The sequence below is a fragment of the Streptomyces sp. NPDC057271 genome (assembly GCF_042668715.1).
Taxonomy (GTDB): Bacteria; Actinomycetota; Actinomycetes; order Streptomycetales; family Streptomycetaceae; genus Streptomyces.
The window spans coordinates 38836-56829 of the sequence record NZ_JBHUYJ010000032.1; the positions used below are offsets into that span (position 1 = coordinate 38836).

The 17994-nt window shown below is 70.6% G+C and carries 14 protein-coding genes; 6 read left to right on the forward strand and 8 right to left on the reverse strand.

All coding sequences use genetic code 11. From position 1 onward, the window contains the following. Window positions 1-26: 26 nt before the first annotated feature. The 3 genes from ACFUJR_RS17300 to ACFUJR_RS17310 form a co-directional block, all read right to left on the reverse strand. Window positions 27-863, reverse strand: coding sequence for an AAA family ATPase (locus ACFUJR_RS17300; RefSeq protein ID WP_383170262.1), 837 nt, complete (start codon window positions 861-863; stop codon window positions 27-29). Continuing rightward, a complete protein-coding gene (locus ACFUJR_RS17305) occupies window positions 853-2334 on the reverse strand; it encodes a Mu transposase C-terminal domain-containing protein (RefSeq protein ID WP_383450511.1) in 1482 nt (493 codons plus the stop codon). Before ACFUJR_RS17305 ends, ACFUJR_RS17300 begins: the two co-directional genes overlap by 11 nt. A 467-nt stretch (window positions 2335-2801) precedes the next feature. After that, window positions 2802-3512 (reverse strand): hypothetical protein, encoded by a 711-nt coding sequence (locus ACFUJR_RS17310; RefSeq protein WP_383172658.1) that lies wholly within the window; start codon window positions 3510-3512, stop codon window positions 2802-2804. A gap of 302 nt (window positions 3513-3814) precedes the next feature. Between ACFUJR_RS17310 and ACFUJR_RS17315 the strand changes: the two genes are divergently transcribed. Next, on the forward strand, window positions 3815-4687 hold the full coding sequence (locus ACFUJR_RS17315; RefSeq protein WP_383172656.1) for a LuxR C-terminal-related transcriptional regulator: 873 nt from the start codon (window positions 3815-3817) through the stop codon (window positions 4685-4687). A gap of 160 nt (window positions 4688-4847) precedes the next feature. Here ACFUJR_RS17315 and ACFUJR_RS17320 read toward each other — a convergent pair whose 3' ends face one another. Then, window positions 4848-5630, reverse strand: a complete 783-nt coding sequence (locus ACFUJR_RS17320; RefSeq protein WP_383172654.1) for a hypothetical protein — start codon at window positions 5628-5630, stop codon at window positions 4848-4850. 563 nt (window positions 5631-6193) lie between these two features. On the opposite strand from ACFUJR_RS17320, the gene ACFUJR_RS17325 reads away from it, so the two are divergent. Then, window positions 6194-7348, forward strand: a complete 1155-nt coding sequence (locus ACFUJR_RS17325; RefSeq protein ID WP_383172652.1) for a hypothetical protein — start codon at window positions 6194-6196, stop codon at window positions 7346-7348. A gap of 602 nt (window positions 7349-7950) precedes the next feature. On the opposite strand, the gene ACFUJR_RS17330 is transcribed toward ACFUJR_RS17325, so the two are convergent. The 3 genes from ACFUJR_RS17330 to ACFUJR_RS17340 form a co-directional block, all read right to left on the reverse strand. Then, complete coding sequence (locus ACFUJR_RS17330) at window positions 7951-8664, reverse strand: class I SAM-dependent methyltransferase (RefSeq protein ID WP_383172650.1); 714 nt, start codon at window positions 8662-8664, stop codon at window positions 7951-7953. Between the two features lie 314 nt (window positions 8665-8978). Continuing rightward, window positions 8979-10169 carry a serine hydrolase domain-containing protein gene (locus ACFUJR_RS17335; protein WP_383172648.1) on the reverse strand — a complete coding sequence of 397 codons (1191 nt, stop codon included), beginning with the start codon at window positions 10167-10169 and terminating at the stop codon, window positions 8979-8981. A gap of 385 nt (window positions 10170-10554) precedes the next feature. Continuing rightward, the gene (locus ACFUJR_RS17340) at window positions 10555-11034 is read right to left on the reverse strand and encodes a hypothetical protein (RefSeq protein WP_383172646.1); all 480 of its coding nucleotides are present in this window, start codon (window positions 11032-11034) and stop codon (window positions 10555-10557) included. Between the two features lie 661 nt (window positions 11035-11695). Between ACFUJR_RS17340 and ACFUJR_RS17345 the strand changes: the two genes are divergently transcribed. Genes ACFUJR_RS17345 through ACFUJR_RS17360 form a run of 4 tightly spaced genes read left to right on the forward strand, consistent with a single transcriptional unit; the run spans window position 11696 to window position 16395 of the window. Next, entirely contained in the window at window positions 11696-12838 is a 1143-nt protein-coding gene (locus ACFUJR_RS17345; protein ID WP_383172644.1) for a polyprenyl synthetase family protein, read from the forward strand. Beyond that, the gene (gene crtI, locus ACFUJR_RS17350) at window positions 12835-14406 is read left to right on the forward strand and encodes a phytoene desaturase family protein (RefSeq protein WP_383172642.1); all 1572 of its coding nucleotides are present in this window, start codon (window positions 12835-12837) and stop codon (window positions 14404-14406) included. The genes ACFUJR_RS17345 and crtI overlap by 4 nt, the downstream gene beginning before the upstream one ends. After that, window positions 14393-15388, forward strand: a complete 996-nt coding sequence (locus ACFUJR_RS17355; RefSeq protein WP_383172640.1) for a phytoene/squalene synthase family protein — start codon at window positions 14393-14395, stop codon at window positions 15386-15388. The genes crtI and ACFUJR_RS17355 overlap by 14 nt, the downstream gene beginning before the upstream one ends. Beyond that, on the forward strand, window positions 15385-16395 hold the full coding sequence (locus tag ACFUJR_RS17360; RefSeq protein ID WP_383172638.1) for a DUF5914 domain-containing protein: 1011 nt from the start codon (window positions 15385-15387) through the stop codon (window positions 16393-16395). The genes ACFUJR_RS17355 and ACFUJR_RS17360 overlap by 4 nt, the downstream gene beginning before the upstream one ends. Window positions 16396-16456: 61 nt before the next feature. On the opposite strand, the gene ACFUJR_RS17365 is transcribed toward ACFUJR_RS17360, so the two are convergent. Beyond that, window positions 16457-17968: an FAD-dependent oxidoreductase gene (locus ACFUJR_RS17365; RefSeq protein WP_383172660.1), complete on the reverse strand. Its 1512-nt coding sequence runs from the start codon at window positions 17966-17968 to the stop codon at window positions 16457-16459. Between the last annotated feature and the right edge of the window lie 26 nt (window positions 17969-17994).

The following is a 17994-nucleotide window of genomic DNA, read 5'->3' on the forward strand; positions in this document are numbered from 1 at the left end:
GCCAGCCCGCGAGCAGGGCGTGGTGGTCAGCACCGTGCCAGGGCCCAGTCCACGATGGCGTCGTCGACCTTCTCCGCGCCGAAGTGCTGAAGTCCCTTCAGGACATGCTTGGTGATCCTTACCCATTCGCGGAAGGAACCGTCGGCATACTGGGTGTCGATCCGTTTCAGCAGCGCCTCGTCAACGTTCCGCCACACCGGGTGGGAGTCGGGAACGGTCGTGAGTACCTCCTCGGGGGACATCGCGAGGATCTCCAGACGAATGTAGATCCGCGAGGCCAGCGCCGGGTCGCTCTGCAGCGTGTCGTACGCCTCCCGGCCGCCGACGAAGACGATGGCGGGCTTGGGGTCGCAGGTGTCCCACAGCTTGCGCAGGAACTCGAAGTTCTCCCGCCGGTACTGCTGGGCCTCGTCACACACGATCACATACGGGCGCCGCGGGAGGGTCTCGCGCAGCAGCTTGTCGAACGCGGTCGGGGTGCCGGGCATCTTGCAGGAAAGGTTCATCTGGTGGAACAACTCCTCGCGCAGGTCCTTCGGCCCCGGGCGGGAGCGGGTGAAGTCCAGCGGCAGGATCAGATCCGGGTTCATCTCCTGGATCGTGGCCCGGGTGGAAAAGCTCTTGCCGAGCCCGGCATCCCCGTAGATCACCGACATCGCCCGCGACTCGACGATGTCGACGACGGTGTCCTTGATCTGCAGCAGAGTATCGGTAGCGACCAGGTGCGAGTCCGGAATATCGAGGAAGAACTGCGGACGCAGATCGGGCCGGCGGCGGGGCGCCGTGGCGGACCGGCCCGCGGCCGGCTCGGCGCGGCGCTGGGGGGCACGTGCTTGCGCCTGGGTGCGGTAGTCATGATGCATCCTTTGAAGACGGATCGGCGGAGGCAGTGGCCTGGCCGGGGCGTACCCAGCCGGCCGGGACGGGGGTCAAGGGCTGGTACGGCTCTGCGCGCCGGCGCGGCGCGGCAGGCGCTGACCGGCTGGTGCCCGCGAGTTCGGCGAGCGCCTCTTCCTTGGTCATGCGGGTCGCAGAGACGGGCAGTTGGGGTTCGGTAGCCGGCAGATAACGGTCGCGTTTGCGCTCACCGGAGCGCTGCAAGGCCCGGCGCAGTTCAGCGCTGTGCTCCTGGCGGTCGGCAAGGACCTTGGCGCGCAGCTCCTCGGTGGCCTCGTCGCTGAGGAACGCCCGGCCCAGGTAGCGGTCGCCACGGAAGGAGTACAGGTCGATCTCGTGGCTGTGGTGCGGCATCCACCGAACCCGCACCTCGACCCCGATCCGGCCGACACCGTTCTCGGGCATGTAGCAGCGGCCCGCGAACTCCACCCCGTGGCTGGTGATCTTCCGTGGCCTGTGGTCGCTCTCCAGCATGAACGCGCGCAGTTCCGCCGGGGTGGGCTCGGGGCGGATCTCGGTGGGGTCGGCCAGCCACGCCTCCAGCGGCGTCACCCCGGTGCGCTTCACCACGTGCTTCGTGTTGTGCTCGGTGACCCACTCCCCCAGGAGCTCCACGAATGCCTCGAAGGTCAACGGCGGGTCCGTCTCGCCGACGCGGCGGCGGTGATCGAGCAGGGGCGCCTTGGTGTAGCGGGGCAGGTCGGCGAAGAAACGGGTCATGCTGGTGCGGTTCAACCGCTCGATACCGCCCTTGTGGCGGGCGCTGCGCACCCGGTGCACCGGCACCCCCAGCAGCCCGAAGGCCCGCCGGACGGTCTTGGACAGGAAGTCGGCACCGCCGTCGACCCGCACCAGGTGCGGCAGTCCCCCGGCCGGCCCGTAAGGATCCTCCCGCAGCACGGACGCCCGTACGGCCGTTAGGACCGAGCCGCGGTGCGCGGAGCCGGCGGTGACCGCCCAGCCCATCACATAGCTGGTGCCGCGGTCCTCGAACCAGGTCACCCACACCTTCGACAGCTTCTTGTCGGGCATCGCCACGACGAGCGGGGCCTGCTTGTGGTCCCCCTCCCACACCTGGTTCCGGGCCACCGCCGGGCGCTGGAAGGCGGGGTCGAAGCCGCGGGCGGCAGGAATGCCCTCCCGCAGGCCCGCCATGAAACCGGGGTCGAGGTCACGGGCGATGGCGTCGTGCAGCGTCGTCAGACCGATCGGCTTCTCCCCCGCCTCCTCGGCCACGCGCACCAAGTGCTCGTGAGCGCGTTTGACGTTGCCCTGGTAGTCGGCAAGAACTTCGATGATCTCGTCGGTGATACGGAACCGGGAGCGTTCCGGCTTCTCCGGGCTGCCGGTCTTCTCAGCGCTCGCCAGCCAGTCCCACACCGTCCTGATGTGCACGTTCAACGCTTCGGAGACCAGCCGCACATGCGCCGTTGTCAACTTCCCCGACCTGCGCAGCCCTAACAGTTGAGCCACCGCGGCAGGCCGTAACTCATCCCGATGCCGCGCCAAGCCGTCGTCCATGACCCCCCAGGCATCACTGGTCACCGGAGCCGGCACCCACGCAGAGCACGAACCGGCAACAGAGCAGTGATCAAAGCGTCAGCCTCCGGACATTCAACAGCCGCTCTACATAGGGTGGTTCATGTAGCGCCCCGTGACAGGCGTTACGGACATGACAGTAGAGCCGACACCCTCGACAAGGGTCCGCGTCGATCACCTGGGCGAGTGACACCGATCCGATTTGCCCCGGCCCAACCCCTTCATGCGCTATAGAGCCCACTTCAAAGGAGGTTCGACGAACACTGCACTGACCGATTCGGGATCACATCACCACTGATTCGGGGAAACACCACCAAGATCAACCACCTGAAACGTCGACTGACCAGGACAAAGACGAGTCAGCATCAGCGGTGGGGAAACCCGAACATCTCGGTGGTCTCTTCCCCGAACCTCACAACCCAGTCCGCGCCGGAGTGCATGGCCTCCTCGCTGAACCGCAGCCCTGCGGCGAACATCAGCATCTGCAAGTGCTCATGCAGGTGCATCACGTCTCGTGCCAGGTCGAAGCGCAGCACCTTCAGCAAGTCCAGCAGCCTGTCCTCACTCAGCCCGGCACCGTCGGCCCAACGCCTGCGTGCCTGACCCTTCTTGGAGCCCGGGCCCTGCTGCGCCGCCTTCGGAACCAGAAGCTGAGTGCGGGAGTCCCCCAGCGAGATCAGCGGGTCTTCCGCATCCGGGGACCGGTTGCTCAGCAACGCGAGATCGACCGGAGTGCCGCCCTCGGTGAGCTTCTCCCAGGCTTGCGCCATCTTCCGCAGGATCGACGGGCCGCCGCGATCGCTGAGCTTGAGCAGGTAGTCACCGTTGACCGGGGTAGAGCTGTCCGCGGCGTACTTGACCTGCATGTAGGTGTGCGGCGGCACCTGCCGGTACAAGACGACATCGTCCAAGTTCCCCGCGTCGTCGACCTCGACGCCCACCGCCACCACCGGGTTGGACGCACGCAGCGCCGCATCCCGGACAGCGGCGACACACCCCTGCCACGCAGCCAGCCACTGATAGCGGTCACCAGCAATACGGACACCCGTCGAGCTCGGGGCAGGCAGGTCTCGCACTGAAACGCAAGCAAGGCCAAGTGGGAAGCCCTCGCACCCACCGGCAGTCGGGCGGGGCCACAGGCTCTCGCCCGCCCACCGGCATACCGCTCAGGACCCCGAAAGCCTTCTCGGTCGCTGCTTCATACCGCGTCCGAGAGCAGTTGATGTGTGTCCGGATCAAGTTGCGGCGTGCCAGGTCAGAGGACCTCGAATCAGAGAAGCAGCAGGTCAGACGTTTCAGAGAGAAGTCCGGCCGCAGTCGAGATCCCGCAGGCCAGAGGCTCTCAAGTCGTCGACCCAGGCCTCACCTCCGGCTGGTCGTGACACTCGCGGAGAGCGTCAGCCGCTGCCCCGCCGAACTGCGCTCCGCGATCCGTCGTCTGCTCCACCACGGGCTCGTCCAGCAGATCGGCTTCACTCCCCCGCTGTACGCCCTCATCGCACCCGACGAGGCTCTCCCCGCGCTGATCAGCCGTCGGCGCGGCGACCTCGCCCAGATGCAGTTGCACGTGGAGGAGCTGGCCGACCGGCTGCGTGCGCGGCCGCACACAGGGGCCCCGGTCGTCGAACTGCTTGAGGGCGAGGACGCCGTACTGGCCGCGGTGTCCCGGCTCCAGCTCGAAGCACGCGAGGAGATCATCGCGGTCGACGCCCCGCCGTACATCGGCGGCCAGAGCAACCCGAACGACCTCGAACTACGCAGGCTCGCGGAAGGCGTCGCCTACCGGTTCGTCTACGCCCGCGAGGCACTGGCCTCACCCGGGCACATGGCGGCCATGCGCCGCTGCACCGAGGCCGGCGAACAGGCCAGGACCCTTCCTGATGTCACCATGAAGATGTTCGTCGTCGACCGGATGACAGCTGTGCTGCTCGTCTCCTACACCGAGCAGGACCCGAGCGTCCGGCTGCTGGTGCACGAGTCGGCACTCGTCGACGCCCTCGTCTGCTGCTTCGAGAGCCTGTGGGCGCCCGCTACGCCCCTCGGCGCGGACGGGGCGCAGAACGGCCCGTCCGAAAGGGACCGAGAGCTGCTCTCGCTGATGGCGTCCGGCCTGAAGGACCGCACGATCGCCCGCTCCCTGGGCGTGACCGAGCGGACCGTGGGACGCCGGCTCACCGAGCTGATGGTGGAACTGGGCGCGGAGACACGCTTCCAGGCGGGTGTGCAGGCGGCTCACAGGGGCTGGCTCTGACCCGTCCCGCAGTCGGTCGTTCCGGGAGGGAGTCCCGCGTCGCACACCCCTCGGCTCGCGCCGGCGTGAAGGGGCAGGCGACCGACGGCCCCTCACCGGCCCGGCCCCGTATCCCTGACTCGGCCAGGGTGGACAGGTCCCCTCGGAAGGCTGGGCCGGGTCACCGGTCCCGCCAGGCTCCCACGATCCAGAAGACCGCGAACCCCGTCCACACGACCGCGAAGCCCCACACCAGAAGGTGTCCACCGAACAGTGCCATGGCACCGAGCCAGCCGAGCCCCACGGCCACGAAAGGCCAGCCGAAATTGGGGAAGGCGAAGAGGCCCGAGAGCCGTCCGCTCACCACTCCCCACGCGCCCGCCGCCAGCACCAGGCAGCCCAGCGCGAGCCACCACAGGACACCGGTCTGGGAGGAGGGTGCGTAGGAATGGGTACGGCCGCCCACCAGCAGCCCCACGACCTCACCCCGCCATAGCCGGACTTCGGCGCGGTCCCCCTCCTTGACGTCGTCGTATGTCTCCGACCCCACCGCAAGCCAGGCGGCGCGGTCGGGCCACTCCACCTCGATGTCGTGGTACGTCGTGCACGTCGTACCGCCCCCACCGCCCCCGGCGGACACCCCACCTGTCACCACACCGCCCATGCTGCCGCCGGCGGTGGCCGAGCCGCCGCCTCCGCCGATCGTCACGACGCCGCCGCTCGTGCCGCCGCTCGTGCCGTTGGAGGTGCAGTGCTTGCCCGTCCGGCGGTCGATCACCGTACCCGCCTCGCGCCGCACGCACGCCTCTCCCTCGCCCCCGTTCCCCTTCAGGCTCCCGACCTCGCAGACCGGCGCCTCGCGGTACACCATGGTCTCCCCGTACCCTTCGGCGACCTGCTGGCCGCAGAGAACGACCCCCCATCCGGCCGCGAGAACGACCAGTGCCCGTAACCAGACGGGCATCCGCCCGCGATACCAACCCCGCCCATACCCCGTTGTCCTCACCCAGCCGTGATGCCCTTCAGGCCGAACCCCCATGCGCCGACCCTCCCCTCCTCATGCGCGACGATTGGAGCCACCTCTTCGGTCAGGGTGGACGGGTGCTGGGAGCGGCGTCTGGAACGATGCGCCCGTGCATGCCGGTGACCATGTCGTCGAGTGTGTCTCCGCAGCCGTCGCGGGGATTCTCCGGAACGCCGACGACGGCCGTCCGGTGAAGGGCCGCGACCTCTTGGGCGTTCGCCGGTCCGTCCTCGTGAGCGGCGAACGGGGCGAGGCCCGTCGCGTGGGAGGTGAGCGGCGGACTGCCGGAGAATGTCGGCAGTCGGTTCCAGCGCGGCACGCGTCGTGGTTCGGGGCGCGTCACGTGGGCCCTGAGAGACGGCGCGTGACGTGCTCTGGCCGATATCGGTGAGACCGCACACCGGGAAGCGCGCTCCGCCTGTCCGGTGCGGCGGCCTGGTGGACTCCGCTGCTCGGGCCACGGACCATACTGGTCGAGCCCCGATCACCCACTGGACGGTTCCATGGCCAACAGCAGCTCTTCATCGACCACTGCCCCGGATACCGCATGGCTCGGACGGGGGCGTCACCTCGGGCCGGAGGCCGAGCGGGACGTCCGACGCAACCTGCTCGCCCTCAAGGCGGCCAGAGTGATCGACGACTTCCTCGACCTCGATCCCGTCGAGGCGGCCCGCTCGACCGATCTGTTCCCCCGGGACGAGTCCGCCGACCCCGGCCCCTCGGCCCGCCGCCTGTTCGAAGCACGCTGGCGCGTGGCCGGCGACGTCACGGTGCGTGCTCAACTGACCACCTATGAGCCTGAGTCCCGCCGTGTCGGCAACGAGAGCGAGGTCGCCTGGGTACTGGCCGCCGAGGCGGAGCGGGCATGGGAGCCGAGCTGGCCCTCACCCGCCACCGTGTTCTGGCCCGACAGCGACCAGGTCGCCTGGGATCACGACAGGGTGCCGGGCGGGCGTCTGCGGACGGTCGACTACCTGCCCAAGGACGATGGCGAGTTGCGGCGCCTGCTGCGAGACTGCACCCGGCAGAGCTGGTTCGTCCATGTCGTGGTGCACGAGGCGATGACGCCGGACGCGCTGGGGCGGCGGCCGGTCACGGCGTTCCTGCCACCGAGCCTCAGGCACCGTGTGATCGAGCACCGGGCCACTCCGGAGCAGGCGCTGATCGCCGACTTCGTGATGAAGCGTGAGCTGGGCGTGGGGCTACCGCGCGGCGGTGCCGTCGTCCTACCCCCCACACCGCAGCCCCCGGGCTACGACGCGGAACGCTTCACCGTGGGCGACGTCTTCCTCGACGGCACCGAGCCGACCGAACTCCTGCGGAAGATCACGGAGTTCGCCGCACTGCCACGACCGCTGCCGGCCGACGCCGAACAGGCACTGACACGACTGCGCCGGGGCTGGCACCTGCTCACCACGGATGAGGAACTCGTCCACGCACGGGCCATGGTCACCTGGTACGCCGAAGCACTCAAGTCCATGACGGCGTCCTGCGACCTGTACCGTGAGGCGGCCGAGTCGGCACTCGCCGCGCTCGCCGAGGCCACCGGCGGCGGCAACACACCCGGGGCACCCGCACCGGCTACGGCCGAGCAGGACACCTCACCGCTGAAAACGCTCACGAAGACGCTCGGCATCTTCCGCAGAGCTGACCGGTAGCGGCCCCGAGATGGGAGGTCCAGCCCCGCCCGTACGGTCGGTCCGATCACGGCGGGGCGAACGGCGTAGCGAAACGGCCGCGCGCGGACCGCTGCCGTTTTGTGGTTGCCTCCTGCGCCTGCCCGAGCGAACGGTGTGCCCGGAGGCCCGGGCCGCCGTTTCGCCGGGGCTGGGCCCGGTCTGCCTCCGGGAAGCCGGTGACGGCTCTGCCACGCGAGGTGCTGTGGTCCTTCCACCGCGACGCCGGATCGCGGGTCAGGACGATGGATGGACCGTTGGCCTTGTGCACAGCGCCCGGCGCTCCTGCCGTCGCGACCGACAAGGCAGGGTTCCCGGAGAAGCGAGACCTGATTCCGTCCCATGCGGACCGGAGAGGCTCCGCCGCCGTGGCTCGGCGATCGGCGAGCCGTGGACGACGCACAGCGCCACGCCTCCGCCGAACGTGATGGCGGATGGGGGTCGTTGGTGTACGAGGCGCTGGCCGGCCGGTGTGTCGACAGGTCGGGGAACGGTTCCAGCAGGCAGGCCGAGATGTCGGTCGTCTCGTACGGCGGTGTGATCCGTCCCCGCCTCCGCGCTCGGCGTGGCAGCTCGACGCCCTCCTATGTGTCGGCCCGTCGGGCTGTGACCAGTAGGTACTCCCAGTCCATGGCGCCGTCGGCGAGGTGCTGCGAGGCCAGGTCGACGAGGGCTTCGTCGAGGGCGGCCACTCGCTCGGGGTCCTCGGAGATGAACCGGTACGTGGCGATGGTCGGCCCGTAGCAGGTCTTGAAGAAGTCCCGGAACTCCTCCGGTCGCGCAAACCGGTCCACTCGCAGCGGCTGTCGGCGGGCATCCACGTCCGTCACCCGGTCCCCGAGCAGGGAGCGCGCGTGGTCCGGGTCGCCCCACAGAGGCGGCGGCTGGGCGCCCGGCGGCGGTGGAGGGGCGTACGGGCGCATCGTGGCGAACATCTGCCCGATGAAACCCTCAGGTGTCCAGTTGATCAGCCCGATGGTGCCGCCCGGGCGGCAGACCCGGACCAGTTCGTCGGCCGCCTGCTGGTGGCGCGGGGCGAACATCACGCCGACGCAGGACATCACCGTGCCGAACTCGCCGTCCGCGAAGGGCAGGGCCTCGGCGTCGGCCTCCCGCCAGTCCAGCCGCGCACCCCGCTCCCCCGCGAGGTTGCGCCCGGCCTCCAGGAGCTCGGGGGTGAGGTCGGAAGCGACGACGTCCGCGCCGACAAGGGCGGCGGGGATGGCCGCGTTCCCGGAGCCGGCCGCGACGTCGAGGACACGGTCGCCCTGCCGGATGCCGCACTCGTGCACCAGCACGCCCCCCCAGCTCGGAGATGACCTGCGTTGCCACGGCGGCGTAGTCGCCCAGGGCCCACATCGCCCGGTGTTTCGCCTTCAGAGACTGGGAGGCGGCGTTCTCGTTGCTCATGCCCCTCATCCCTACCCCTGCGAAGGCCGCGGGGTCAGGGCCAGGAGGGTGACGCGCCGGGGCTTCCCTACGGCGGACTGAAGCGATGCGGGTTGAGAGCGTCATCAGGGTCCGCGCGATCCGGCTCGCCGTGACTGTCGGTGTGGTCGTCACTGCCGCACCGTTCCTGCTCGTGGCCAGGGCTGCGGTGCGTCGACGTCTGTCAGCGTCGCAGCAGGGCGCAGACGAAGTCCTCCTGGACGGCACGGACCTTGGCCAGCAGTTCCGGCTTCAGGCTCTTGCTGGTCTGGGTGTTGACCGAGAACGTGAGGGAGCGCTTGCCGTCCGCGGTGCCGGCCGCGAACTGGGTATAGCCGGGGAAGTTCCCTGTGTGCCCGTACACCGTGCCGCACCGCGTCGTGTAGCGGAAGATCGCCAGTCCGCCCGCGTTGACGCCGGGACCGGCGGGCTCGGAGGCGGCGCCGGGGATGAAGGTCCGCTGCCCGCGCCTGGTCTCCTTCGACAGGAAGCCGTGTCCGCCGGCCCACGCACGGATGAAGCTGTTGAGGTCCTTCGGGGTGGAGACGATTCCGCCGGAGGCCCAGACGCCCGACGCGCTGAGCACCTCGCTGATGTCCTCCGGCGGGGCGGGCGGCGCCACGTCGTAGCCGTGCAGATACGGCTCCGGCAGCCGGTAGCCCTGGGGCAGGCTGGTCTGCCGGAGGCCGAGTGGCCGGTACACGAGCTGGTCGAGCAGCCGCTCGTACCGCTGCCCCGTGACCGCTTCGGCCATCAGCGCCACGGCGATGTTGTCGGAGTTCGAGTACTCGTAGCGCGATCCCGGCGGGAACAGCAGGTCGACGCCGGCGACGAAGTCGAGCAGCCGGCGGGAGTCGAAATGATGCCGGGGGTCTTCCCGCAGGATCTCGATGAACTCCGGCGCCGTCGAGAAGTCGGGCAGACCACTGGTGTGGCTGAGCAGCTGGCGGAGCGTCACCTGATGCCATGCCGCGGGCAGTGACGGCAGGAGCTCGCCGATCGTGTCGTCGAGGCGCAGCCGGCCCCGGTCCACCAGGCGCAGGGCGACCGCTCCGCTGAAAGCCTTGGCGACACTCGCGATCCGCATATGGTCGGTCGTGCGGGGCGGGCGGCCCGTCGTCGTGTCGGCGACGCCCGCACGGTAGACCTCCGTCCGGGCGCCCTGCCGCATCAGCGCGATCACTCCGGGCGGACCCCCGGCCGTACGGACGAGATCGTTCAGCTGCTGCTGCAGCACCCCGTCCGGGAACGGCGGCCCGGCCGTGGCCTGCGCGGGCTGGACCAGCGCGGCGAGTACCGCGGACGCGGCCAGGCCGGCGACGGACAGCCGCAGGCGGACGTGGGAACGGGAACGGACTTCGGGGCATGCAGACACGAGGACTCCTTCGCAGTGGCACCGGGCGCGGGACACCCGGTTCAAAGGGACCGCCCCAGCATCAGACGCACCGCCGGAACACGCCTGCCCCGTACTCCATACGGCGCACCCACCACGCCCGCCGGCGCCCACTCCAATCAGCCCGCGACGCTCCGCCCCCTCCATAGCGACGCCCCCCCGCCCAGCTTCACGGCCCGGAGGCCAGGCGTCATGGCAGCGCCCACCCCCGTGCCCGCCGGCCGACGCGCCCGGCCGGACCGCGCCGCTCGCCACAGTCCGCGACGAGGTACTCGGCCGGACGCTGCCCCGAAACGGCGCGCTGCTGTTCAAGGTCACCGGGAGCACTCCGTGGCCCACCGCAGCCCTTCCTGCGAGCGCGGGTCGGCTACCCGCCGGGGTCGGGGCGGGCGGTGTGGTCGGAGTGACCGTGGGTGCGGCGGGCTTCCTTCATTTCGGCTTCGTACAGATGGTCCACGCCGTGTGCCAGTTCGGCTCGGGCACGGCGTTCCGTCTCTCTGAACGGCTCGTAGTAGGTGTCGTTGTACTCCTCGATGATCTGGAAGGTCCAACGGCCGGGGATGACGTTGCGACCCGTGATCTCCCGCTCCACGCGGTCGGCCCATCGACCGTGGCCGGCCTCGCGCAGCAGGTGCACCGCCCGGTCCAGTTCCAGGTCGGCGGTTCCGGTCAGCTGATGGAAGGCGTAGAGGTGGCCACGGGCTCGTTCGGTCGTTTCCAATGCCTTCGACAGAGAACCGAGCGCTTCCACCGTGGCGTCACTGACGCCGTCAGGACGCTGGTGGCCGCGTTCGGGCCCGTCGCCGTCTCTGTTGTTCTCGTCGCGGGCGTCGTCGTGCCTGGTCACGATGGTTCGCTCGTCTTGCGCAGCGCGCCGGGCTTGTGCGCGGGAGATCGGCCCCGTGCTGGTGCTGTCCTGTACAGACGTGCCCGGGACGGTGCACCGGGGGCGGACCCAGAAGCCACGTCAGCCACGGTCGTGCCTTTCGCGAAGGAGGCGTCTCGTGGCCACGCAACCACCGCACCTGATCGGCCGCCCGTCGAAGGCCGCCGTACAGCCCTGTCGTGGCGGACGGCTCGGGCGATGCACGCTTCGGCACGCTACTCACGCAGACTCACGGGCGTGACAAGCGCTGGAGGGCGTCGGTGGGCTGTCACGTACACCTCGCCTTCCGGCGCTGCCTGCACCGGAACTCGGTTCAGGGCCGCCCCCGCGAGCCGGCTGTCGCCCGTCGTCCGCTACCGGGCGCTCCTGGGCGAGGGAGCCGCCCGCAGGCGGTCAGCGAATCCCGCGGTCGCGCGATGGCCCGACCGCATCAGCGGTGGCCATCGGTCCGCCGCCGCAGCGCGACAGAGCCGGCACACCGCCATGAGCTCCACATCGATGGGCCACCCGAGTGAGTACGTCCCCGGACCGGCCTGTACCGGGAAGAGATCAGCGCATCCGTATGGAGGTCTTCGGCGGAAGCACCGTTGTGCAGACAGCCGTGAGTGAGAAGGGGGCGCGCATGCTTGGACTGCCGCCGGCAATGGCAGCAACGGTCGAACGCGCTGCCGATCCGCCGGCCGCGCCCGAAGCCACGGACGCAGCGGCCACCGTCCTCGAGAACGTCCTTGACGCGCGACTGGGCCAGTCTCGTGGGGTCGATCCCGTCTTCGCCCGCGACCTGGCCGACCGCGTGGCAGCGCTGGTCGTACGCGGCGGAAGGCGGCTGCGCACGGCGTTCGCGTCCTGTGGCTGGCGGGCGGCAGGCGGCTCGGGCGACACCACGGCGGTCCTCCGCGTGGGAGCCGCCCTCGAACTGCTTCAGGCGTGCGCCCTGGTGCACGACGATGTGATGGACGGATCCCTGCGCCGCAGGGGTGCCCCCGCGATGCACGTCGAGATGGCCCGCACGCACTGGGCCGCGGGCATGCACGGCTCCGCAGAGTCCTTCGGGACCTCTGCCGCCGTACTCGCCGGTGATCTGGCTCTGGCCTGGGCGGATGATCTGCTGACGGAGACCGCACTCGGTACGCCGCAGGGCGCGCGGCTGCACGCGGAGTGGCGGGCGATGCGCACCGAGATGGTGGCCGGTCAGTACCGCGACCTGCGCGCTCAGGCCGTTCGTTCGTCCGGCGTCGACGAAGCGCTGGCCGTCGCGACCCTGAAGAGTGCCCTGTACACGGTCGCTCGTCCGCTGGCCCTGGGCGGGACGCTGGCGGGAGCCGACGATGACGTGCTGGACGCCCTGAGGGCAGCCGGCCGGTGCGCCGGGCTGGCGTTCCAACTCCGTGACGACCTCCTCGGCGCCTTCGGTGACCCCGTTCTGACCGGCAAACCGGCAGGTGACGATCTTCGTTCGCGCAAGCTCACCTACCTCTTGGCTGTCGCGCTCGAACTCGCCGAGGCCGGCGGGGAGCACCGCGCGGCCGCGGCCCTCGCTCCGGGCGCCGAGACAGGGTCGGAGCGGGCCGTCGAGCGTATGCGTACCGCCCTGGAGCGGACAGGGGCCAGGGAGGTGGTGGAGGCGAAGATCGGCGAGCTGGCTGCCATGAGTCTCCTGCACTTCGAGCGCACCGGCGCCCACCCCAGCGTGCGAGGTGAGTTCGCCGCGCTGGTCGAACGCGCCTCGGGCGTGGTTCCGCGCCGCGCGGAGGAGGTCGCGTGAGGACGGTGGCGGGGCCGACCGATCATGTCGTCGTGGTGGGCGCCGGTCTGTCGGGGCTCGCGTGTGCCCTGCACCTGCTGGGTGCGGGCCGCCGGGTCACCGTCGTCGAACGCGAGTCCGGTCCGGGCGGCCGGGCTGGACGTCTGCACCTGGGTGGATACCAGGTGGACACCGGTCCGACGGTGCTGACGATGCCGCATCTGGCCGACGAGGCGTTCGCCTCTGTCGGCGACAGCCTCTACCGTCACGTCGAGCTGGTGGCCCTGCATCCGGCGTACCGGGCGTGCTTCGCCGATGGTTCCTCGCTCGACGTGCATACCGACGGCGAGGCGATGGAGGCAGAGGTACGACGCTTCGCCGGACCGGCGGAGGCGGCCGGGTACCGTGATCTGCGGACCTGGCTGGAGCGTCTGTACCGGGCGCAGATGCACCGGTTCATCGACACGAACTTCGACAGCCCCTTCCAGCTGCTGAACCCGGACCTGGCACGTCTGGCGGCGCTGGGCGGGTTCGGTCGGCTGGACGACCGGATCGGCCGCTTCCTCTCCGACGACCGCCTGCGTCGGGTCTTCTCCTTCCAGTCGCTGTACGCCGGTGTGGCCCCGGCCCGTGCCCTCGCGGCCTACGCGGTGATCGCCTACATGGACACCGTGGCCGGCGTCTGGTTCCCCAAGGGAGGCATGCACACGATTCCGCGCGCACTGGCCGACGCCGCCGCGCAGGCCGGAGCCGACCTGCGCTGGACGTCGGAAGTGAGCGCTCTGGAGCGCTCGGGGCGTCGCGTGCGGGCCGTTCGCCTAGCCACGGGCGAACGGATCCCGTGCGACGCGGTGGTGCTCACGTGTGAACTCCCCGCCGCCTACCGGCTGTTGGGACGAGCACCCCGGCGTCCGTCACGGATTCGCCACTCACCGTCCGCGGTGATCCTCCACGCCGGGACCGACCGTACCTGGCCCCACCTCTCCCACCACACCCTCTCGTTCGGTGCCGCGTGGGAGCGCACGTTCGACGAACTGACTCGATCGGGACAGCTGATGAGCGACCCGTCCCTGCTGATCACCCGCCCGACCTCACACGATGCCGCCCTCGCACCGCCTGGCCGCCATCTCCACTACATTCTGGCACCCTGCCCGAACACCACGGCCGGCCCGCCTGCCGCAGCCTGGCGGGACCTCGGCCCGCGCTACCGCGACCGCCTGGTCGGCGAACTGGAGCGCCGGGGCCTGGGCGGGTTCGCGGACAGCGTCCAGGAGGAACTTCTGGTGACCCCGCTCGACTGGACGGCACAGGGTCACGCGGCGGGCAGTCCCTTCTCGGTCGCCCACACGTTCGCCCAGACCGGACCGTTCCGGCCGCGCAACCTCGTGCGTGGCGTGGAGAACGTGGTGCTTGCCGGATGCGGAACCACTCCTGGCGTCGGCGTCCCCACCGTGCTCATCAGCGGCAAGCTCGCCGCCGCGCGCGTCACCGGCGGCGCCGGACGTCGGCTCGTCACCGCGCGTCCGCCTCAGACTCCGACGCCCGTACCCGCCACTCCGGCACAGGCAGGTGCTGATGACCCGTCGTGAACTCGAGGCGGCGGGGATCACCGATCCTGCGCTGCGCGCCGCCTACGCCCAGTGCCGGCGGCTCAACGCCCGTCACGGCAAGACCTATTTCCTTGCCACCCGTCTGCTGCCGCTGGAACGCCGCTCGGCTGTCCACGCGCTGTACGGCTTCGCCCGCTGGGCCGACGACATCGTCGACGATCTCGACCGGTACAAGTCGCCCGCCGAGCGCGACCGGCTGCTCAGCCGTCTGGAGCGCGACCTGGCACAAGGGCTGCGGGCAGGTGACGGAGACGAGCCCGTGGTCCGGGCCGTTGCCGACACCGCGGACCGGTACGACATCGAGCACGTGCTGTTCGCCGACTTCCTGTCGTCGATGCGCGCCGACCTGAGCGTCACCGAGTATCCCACCTATGCCGCGTTGCGGGGCTATGTGCACGGTTCGGCCGCGGTGATCGGTCTGCAGATGCTGCCGGTACTCGGCACGGTCGTGCCGCGTGAGGAAGCGGCACCGCACGCGGCGGCTCTCGGTGTGGCGTTCCAGCTCACCAACTTCTTGCGGGACGTGGGCGAGGACCTCGACCGCGGTCGCGTCTACCTGCCCGGCGATCTGCTCGCCGCCCATGGTGTGGACAGGCCGCTCCTGGAGTGGAGCCGACGTACCGGGCGCGCCGACCCGCGGATCCGTCGGGCCCTCGTCGCCGCGGAAGCCATGACGAGGGACGAGTACCGGGCGGCGGAGCCGGGCATCGCCATGCTCGACCCGCGCGTACGTCCCTGTATCCGCACGGCATTCACCCTGTACGGCGGCATTCTCGACGCGATCGCGGCTCAGGACTACACCGTGCTGCATCGTCGTGCGGTGGTGTCCGGGGGGCGTCGTGCGGCGACTGCCGCAGCCGGTGCGCTGCACGTGGTTCGCGCCCGGTTGCGGGCTCGTGCCTCAGGGCGGAGGGTCGCGGCGGGTCATGGCGTGGGCGAGCGGAGAGGTCCGGGGCATTGAGTGAGCGAACCGGCGGGCCACGTTGGACGCCTCCGTTGCGGCGTCGGCGTCGTGGCCCGGGCTGGGCAGCGCAGGCACCGACGTGGCGCCAGGCGCGGCCGGTACTCATCGCCGACGCTCTCAAGCGTGCGTGCGCCCGTCCGTCCGGCAACTGGTTCGTGGTCGGTGCCTCGCGGGAGGTGGCCGCCTCAGGACGTCCGTACGGCAGGACCGTCGGTGGTGTGGAGGTGGTGCTGTGGCGCTCGGACGAGGGTGAGCTGCACGCGGGTCAAGGCGTCTGCCCGCATCTGGGTGCTCCTCTGCGTGACAGCCGGGTGGTGTGCGGCACGCTGGTCTGCCACTGGCACGGCCTGGCTCTGAACGGTTCTGCGTTCGCCGGCTGGCAGCCGTTCCCCGTGCACGACGACGGCGTCCTTGTGTGGGTACGGCTGGACGAGGTGGGGGGCGAGGAGCCCGCCGAGCGCCCCGTCGTGCCGGTGCGGCCCGCGACGGGCCGCGGTGTGGACGCCGTGTTCACGACGGTCGGGCGATGCGAGCCGCAGGATGTGGTGGCCAATCGGCTCGACCCGTGGCACGGTTCGTGGTTCCATCCGTACTCCTTCGTGGACCTGGTGGTGGTGCGGGAGCCACAGGACGACGTCGACGACGCGTTCGTCGTCGACGTCTCGTTCCGGGTGGCCGGGCGTCTGGTGGTCCCGGTGCGGGCCGAGTTCACCGCGCCGGAACCGCGCACGGTCGTCATGCGTATCACCGACGGTGAGGGAGCCACGTCCGTCGTGGAGACGCACGCGACCCCACTGACCGGTCTGAACGCCGAACGGCCTCGGACCGCCGTTGTCGAGGCGGTCGTTGCCGCGTCGGACCGGCCGGGCTTCGCCCTGGCCCGGGCCGCCGCCCCGATGCTGCGTCCGGTGATGCGCCGCGCGGCGGCGCGTCTGTGGCGCGACGATCTGGCCTATGCCGAGCGTCGCTGGGTGCTGCGCAGCACCGGGAGATTCCCCGGCTGACCACGGGCCGGCGTGGCGGGCTGTGTGCCCTGTCGGCCTTCGGGCGTCGGCAGGGCGTCCGTCAGGGGGCCGGTCGGCGTCCCGCGGCGGCCGCGAGTGCTCTGAGCGCGGGTGAACGGCCCGCCCGGGGAACTGTCCACAGCACCTGGCCCCGCACTCCCCATGGGGCGAGGAGCGCGTTCGCCGCCAGGAAGCCGGTGGTGGCGGCTCGTTCCATGAGGGCGACCGGGAGGTCGCAACGGATCGCGTCCCCGGCCAGTGTCAGCCACGGGTGGGGCGTCTGCACGGTGGGACGCAGGTGGTGGGTGCCGACCAGGAAGAGCGGGCAGTCCGACCGCCATTCGTGCCGGACGTCGACGACGCGTGCGTCGCGGGTCTCCGGGTACACCTGATGCAACTGCTCGACGAGCATGCGCTGAGCCTTCTCCGGCTCCGCGGCGCCGTCCGCGGCATAGGCGTGCAGCTCCACCACCGAGCCCCCGTTCCGCGCGGCCCATCGGGCGGCCTCGCCCTCGTACCGTTCCAGGATGCTGATGTTGTCCAGGCCGCCGTAGCCGCTGGTGCCGAGGAAGGGGGGCCGGGCCGCGTGGACCCGCCGGTCGAGCCAGAGCCGGGAGACGAGGAACGGGGGCGCTGTGCGCAGTCCGGCGACGCCGTCACGCCAGGCGGAGGTGCCCAGGCCCGGTGATGCGGAGACGATCCGTCGGAGTCCTCCTGTGTCGAGGGCGAGCACCACGGCGTCGTGGTGGCCGGAGCCGGTGTCGGTGTGCAGATCCGCTCCGTCGTCGTTGCGACGCGGGAGGACGTCATGGACGGGGGTGCCGGTCCGGACGTCCACTCCGAGGCGCTGGAGGTAGTCGCCGAGTGGTTCCCAGAGCGCCTGCGGAAAGGGCTCACTCGGTACGTCGAAGAGCAGGCCCTCCGCCGATCCGAGGAAGTAGATGTGGAACATCAGCAGGAGCTCGGCGGCGGACAGTTCGCGAGGGTCGGCGAAGAAGCTGCGCGTGAACACCTCGAAGGCGAGGTGGTTCGCGGCTTCCGGGAAGCGCACGGTCCGCAGGAAGTCCGTGGCGGTGACCGCGTCGAAGCGCTCGTACACCTCGGGCACGCGCACGTCGAGGAGCGGCAGCGCCGCCCGGGCGTCCATCGCGGCGAGGTCCCGCCAGCCGAAAGTGGGGCTCAGGGCGACGAAGCCGAGTGCGCTGAACGGTGGCGTCCTGGGGACGCGCGCGAAACTGTCGGTCAGGCCGCCGCTGTGGAGCAAGGGGTAGTCGGACAGCGGGGTGAGGCGTGCGAGGGAGGGATCGGTGCGGCGCAGCAGGCCTCGCAGGTTGTAGTACTGGCGGAAGAAGGCGTGGAACCCGCGGGTCATCGTCGCCTGGGAGCCGTCGGCCAGTCTCGTGCCGTATCCGGAGAGCCGGCCGCCCAGTGAACTCTCCTTCTCGTAGAGCGTCACACGGGCACCGCGTTCGGCGAGCAGCGTCGCGGCGGCAAGGCCGGCGATGCCGCCGCCGACCACGGCGACCGAGGGCTCGGCGCCTCGCCGGAACCCGGCTCTGCCGGGTGCGGGCATCAGGATTTCGGCCTTGCGATCACGGC